The 4,898-nt window shown below is 60.5% G+C and carries 3 protein-coding genes; all 3 read right to left on the reverse strand.

Annotation, left to right across the window (positions count from 1 at the left end):
- Window positions 1-1,036: 1,036 nt before the first annotated feature.
- Window positions 1,037-1,348 carry an I78 family peptidase inhibitor gene (locus tag AC1Q80_RS30710; RefSeq protein WP_492362921.1) on the reverse strand — a complete coding sequence of 104 codons (312 nt, stop codon included), beginning with the start codon at window positions 1,346-1,348 and terminating at the stop codon, window positions 1,037-1,039.
- A 129-nt stretch (window positions 1,349-1,477) separates the two neighbouring features.
- Complete coding sequence (locus AC1Q80_RS30715) at window positions 1,478-4,258, reverse strand: autotransporter outer membrane beta-barrel domain-containing protein (protein ID WP_492362922.1); 2,781 nt, start codon at window positions 4,256-4,258, stop codon at window positions 1,478-1,480.
- 443 nt (window positions 4,259-4,701) lie between these two features.
- On the reverse strand, window positions 4,702-4,898 hold a 197-nt coding region (locus AC1Q80_RS30720; protein WP_492362923.1), incomplete at its 5' end, for a hypothetical protein.

Here is a 4,898-nt window from a genome sequence, read left to right on the forward strand (position 1 = left end):
GTCGCGGCCAATGCGGCGGCGGAGCCGAGGAGAAGGCTTCTGATGCTCATGCGAGAGATCTCTCTATGTTTTTTAGGGTCAACAAGGGCCGATCCTGGATGTCCCCCAGAGAACTACCGGCAACCTCGCTCGCGCTGCTGCGAGACATACTCATCCGTGATTGCTCTCGGACGGACAGCGCGGCGAGGATTAACATGGAGGAACAGAAAATATACAACAAGTTTAACCAAGTCACAGCTTCAGGCATACAAAGCATAATGGTGTTGCATACGCGCAACGTCACATTGTATCAGATTTTTTTCAGTTTAATGACAGCAAGTTACTCATTTATATCATAATTATATATTAAATATCTAAAATACAGTTGTGATGAAAACTTCACGTTTCCTTCATTGACGGAGAATGCGCGCTGAAATAACTAGGGGAAGCCTTTGAGAAGAAGGGCTTTCGGTGAGCGGCGCCGTCAATGATCAATCGTTGGCGGCGCTTTGCTTTGCAAGACGACATGGGCTCAGCGCATCGTTGTCGACAGCGTACGCCCATCATCGACGCCGCCGGGAATTCGATGCTTTCAGAATAGGTTTCGTCCACCACGAGGATGATCTTCAGGCCGACAGCCCTGGAAGACGTCCCACGGTATCTCCTGGCATCTCGAAGATACGAGCCAGATCGGCTCGGAGGCATCCATATCGTCGCGTTGCTCGAGCACTGTGAGCAGCGCGGGATGAAAGCGTTCGACAGCGTGTTTTTATGCGGCCGGCACAAAGAGTGCCCGTCTCTTAGGCCGACGCGACCTCACGCCGGACCGCAGGCTCGCCAGACATCGGCCCACTGCGCAGGAGGAGGCATGACGGCGTCTTTATCGGATAAGGAAGGGTGGTTGGTCGTTCGCCCTCTTTGACAAGGGGAACGATGAGCAGGAAGGCGTGTTTGTGCGCAATTTTTTGCCACACGTGACGATGCGAGCATTTGCATCGTGGAGCACCTTCATGGTGGAGCCGGTCTGGCCCCACTGCTTCGTACTATTCGTCGACGTCTATCCGCACATAGCGCGGACAATCTTGCCCGTCGCCGGATCCGTTTCGATGGTGACGCGCTCCTGTCGGAAGTCCATGGTGGCTGGATCCCCGGGCTTCAATTGCCTGACGATCGTCGCACCCGTCATTTGTTTTGCGTCCTCATCGGAAATTCTGTCCTTGCCTGCCAGGGCTTCTGCAGCATTTGGCTTGCACAACCCCTCTGTCTGGCTCGCGGTGGATTCCGGCTCCTTCTGGCAACCGGCGGCTCCAAGCAGGAGCAGACCTGCGCCGAGCGCTGCGAAATGACGGGCGTAAATCAAGGGCATCATCCTTTCACTTCTGAAAATGCCGAACAATCAGAGCAATAAGGCGGCAACGAGACCAACGATCCATTGCGGCAAGGTCCGGTTGCAGGGCCGGCCAACTTGGTATGGTAGCCATTGGCATGTGTCGCTTGCCTAGAAATTCACGATCAGGTTTGCCCGAGCGGCGCTCGATTGCACGCCGCCCGCAAATTCGCCCAGATAGGTTAGCGTCACCTGGGCGGTTGCGGATAGCCTCGCGGAAATGCCTGCCTCCATCACCAGAGCATCGCCGGGCATGGTGACGCCGCCGATTGTGAAGAAGCTGCTGCCGGCAAATGCAAGCCGCGCCGAAGGCGTCAGGTCTCCCGCGGCATGCCGCCAACCCAGCATGCCGGTGGCCGCGATTGGCAGCTCGCTGCCGGGAATGTCTGCCGACCAGCGCAGGCCAACCGTCGATACCGTCACGGCGTCCGAGCCCTCGGCCGCTGAGACCGCGGCCGTGCCGCCCGTCTCGCTGAACGCGTCGGTATCGAGATCGACATAGGCGATGTTGGCGAAAGGCTGGAACTTGATATTCTCCGCCGCAAACGTCCAGGACAGATCGGCAAAAGCCTGGCGGGTGGCGCTGTCGTAGTCCGCCGTCAGGCTCTCGGCGAGGGAACCGAAGGCAACGCCGCGTCGGGTCGAGATTTCGTTATGAGAATAGATCGCCCCCGCCATCAGATCCAGCAGTCCGATTTCGCCGGAGACATAGAGACCGGCATGATAGGAATCAGCGCGTGCTTCCGGTTGCATGGCGAGATGGCTGTAGCCGAGAAGGCCGCCGAGGCGCCATGTGTCGGAGATCGCCGCATCCGCCCCGAACAAGACACCCGCCGTTCGACCATCGACGCCGGCTGCGTTGCCGTCACCGGCGAGTTGGTTCGCGGCCGCATAAGCGGATGTCCAGAACACCACGTCGTCCGATTGCCGCAAGCCCCGGCCTTGCGCCGGGCTCTTGCGGTCGAGAACCGCTTGCCGCGGAAAACGGCTGTCCCAGAGCAGTTCGCTCTGGAGAGAAGCATGGGCTTCGCCGCTCAGTTGCGAAAAGGCGCTGCCGGCGGATTGCTCGTCCAGTGACACAACGTTTAGGTACAGCGAGTTCGACGGTCCTAGCGCCTCGACGGCATTCGCTGTCGCACGACCGTTCGCTGTCTCCGCCATATCGGCGAAACGCACGTCATTGCGATCAAGGCTGAGATCGACGCTGGTGGTGCCGTAGCTCAGGCTCGGCAACAGGAAGGCAAAGTTGCTGACAACGTTGTCAAACGCACCGGTGACGCTGCCGCCCGTCAGGATCGTGTAGTCGGTCGTCGGGGCATAGGTGCCGCTTCCGGCCAGAATTTCGAGCGTTCCGCCTTCGATGCTGATGGCACCGGACGCATCGAGGCGGTCGGAGTGGCCCGTCGTATCGACCTCCACCCGGTAAGTTGATCGAGACCGGAATGTCACGTCTCCATCGACGGTGGCGGTCTGCATGCCTGGGCCGGGCGAGAACACGCCACCCGCATTGACCGTCAGTCCACCGATGACGCCGGTGCCGGACAACAGGCCGCCATCGAAGATGTCGACGCTGCCGGCGACCACGCCGTCGTTGACGAGCGTGCCGCCCGTGACTGTTGCCGTGCCATTGATCGTGCCTGTGTTGGAAAACAGGCCGTCGCTCACCGCCAGTGAGGCGATGGTTCCGTCGTTCGAACCGGCGCCGGCATTTTTCACGACACCGGCAGTGGAGCCGCTGTTGTTGGTGAACGTGCCCCCGGAGCCGACATCGACGTCAGCGAGCATCGAGTTGTTGACGACGCTGCCGCCCGATACCGCAGTCGTGCCGGTGACGGTGCCGCCGCCGTTGTTGGTGAATGTGCCGGCAGTATTGTTCAGGGACGCGACTGTCCCCGCATTCGAGGTGTTGCCGGCATTCTCAAGCGCGCCGACCGTCGCGCCGCTGTTGTTGACGAAGGCGGCCGCCGCTGCAACATCCGCTTGCGTCACGACGAAGTTGTTCGTCACCGTCCCGCCTGCAACCGTTGCCTTACCTGCAATCGTGCCGCCGAAATTGTTGGTGAAGCTTCCGTCCTTGTTGTTGACGGAGGCGATCGTGCCGGCATTCGATACGGTGCCCGAGTTCGTGACTTTGCCTGCCGTCGCGCCGTTGTTGTTGACGAACGTGGCGGCGGCTTCGACATCCGCTTCCGTGACGACGAAATTGTTCGTCACGGTGCCGCCCGAAACGGTCGTTTTTCCCGTGATCGTGCCGCCGGTGTTGTTGGTGAAGTTTCCTGCCGTGTTCGTCAGCGCGTCGAGCGTCCCGGCGTTGGAGCCTGTGCCGGCATTGGTAATGGCGCCAGCGGTTGCGCCGCTGTTGTTGACGAATGTTCCCGCGGCGGAAACATTCACGTCGCCGACCTGGTCGTTGTTGGAAAGCGACGTCGCCGAACCGATCGTGGCGCTGCCCAGTGTCCCGTTGACCGATACGTTGCCGTTGTTCAGCGTCAATTTCCCGTTGAGGTCGCCGTCGATGGACAGGCCGCCGCCGTTCAGGTCGACATCCGAGTTCAAGGCGCCGCCGGCGTTGATGCTGATGCTGCCCGAGGCGATCGTGCTGCCGCTGGTGACGGTGAGCACACCGGTATTGGTGATCGTGACATTGCCGCCGTCGACGCCGAGTTCGCGGATTGTCGAGGAGTTGGTGACCTGGGGAGAGCCGTCGTTGACGACTGCTGCATCGCCCGTGCCGGGCAGGGCGGGGCTCCAGTTCGCGCCGTTGCTGAATTCATTGTCCGAACTGCCGGACCAGACGGACTGGGCAAGCGAAGGCACGGTCAGAGCGAGCGAGGCCAGTGCCGTGTAAAAGCCGATACGCCGGGAGTGTGCCGCAAGCGGTGTCTTCTGCATGGGTGACTGCCAATGCTATCGAACGCTCGCGAGATAGCCAGCGGTATGGTGACGATACCTAGCTAACCATGGTTAATGATTCTCTACCATAGCTGGCGGGACCGACGGCACGGCGCTCGTAGTCGTGCCGGACCCGTGAGCCGCGCCTCGTCTCGGAAGGCAGATGCCATCGTCTCTACAGGATCTATGTTGGAACCGGCGATCGCCGACGTCGGTGCAGAACGCGCCGCTCTGCGGAGCTTCGGAGCGATGGCGCGACGGCGTTCGCCGAGGACGGGCGGGAGGAAGGCGAGGCTGCGATGATGGCGCCATTTCACCCGCGAAAGGCCATTGTCGGCGGCGTCGGCTGATCTTTCGTTACAGCCGCGATCTGGTCGCCGTGCCGCGGGTGAGGGCGGTGCGCGAGTTCCTGATGCAGATCGTGCGGGAGAACTGGGGCCATTTCAGCCGCGAAAGGCCGCTCGGCGGACAGTCGGCCGTCCAGATCCTTCAGTCACAATAACCAAATGAGCTCGTCTGTCTGGTTTTTTGGGCATCGAGCCTTGTTGTCCGGCGGCTTGGTAGCCGAAATCGGCCGTCGATTTGAGTGTGTTCCGCCCTGTTGATAACTCCCCCTCAAATTTCGTGTTTATTTTCAGTC

The organism is Ensifer sp. GW823-FHT05D09 (assembly GCF_058795755.1).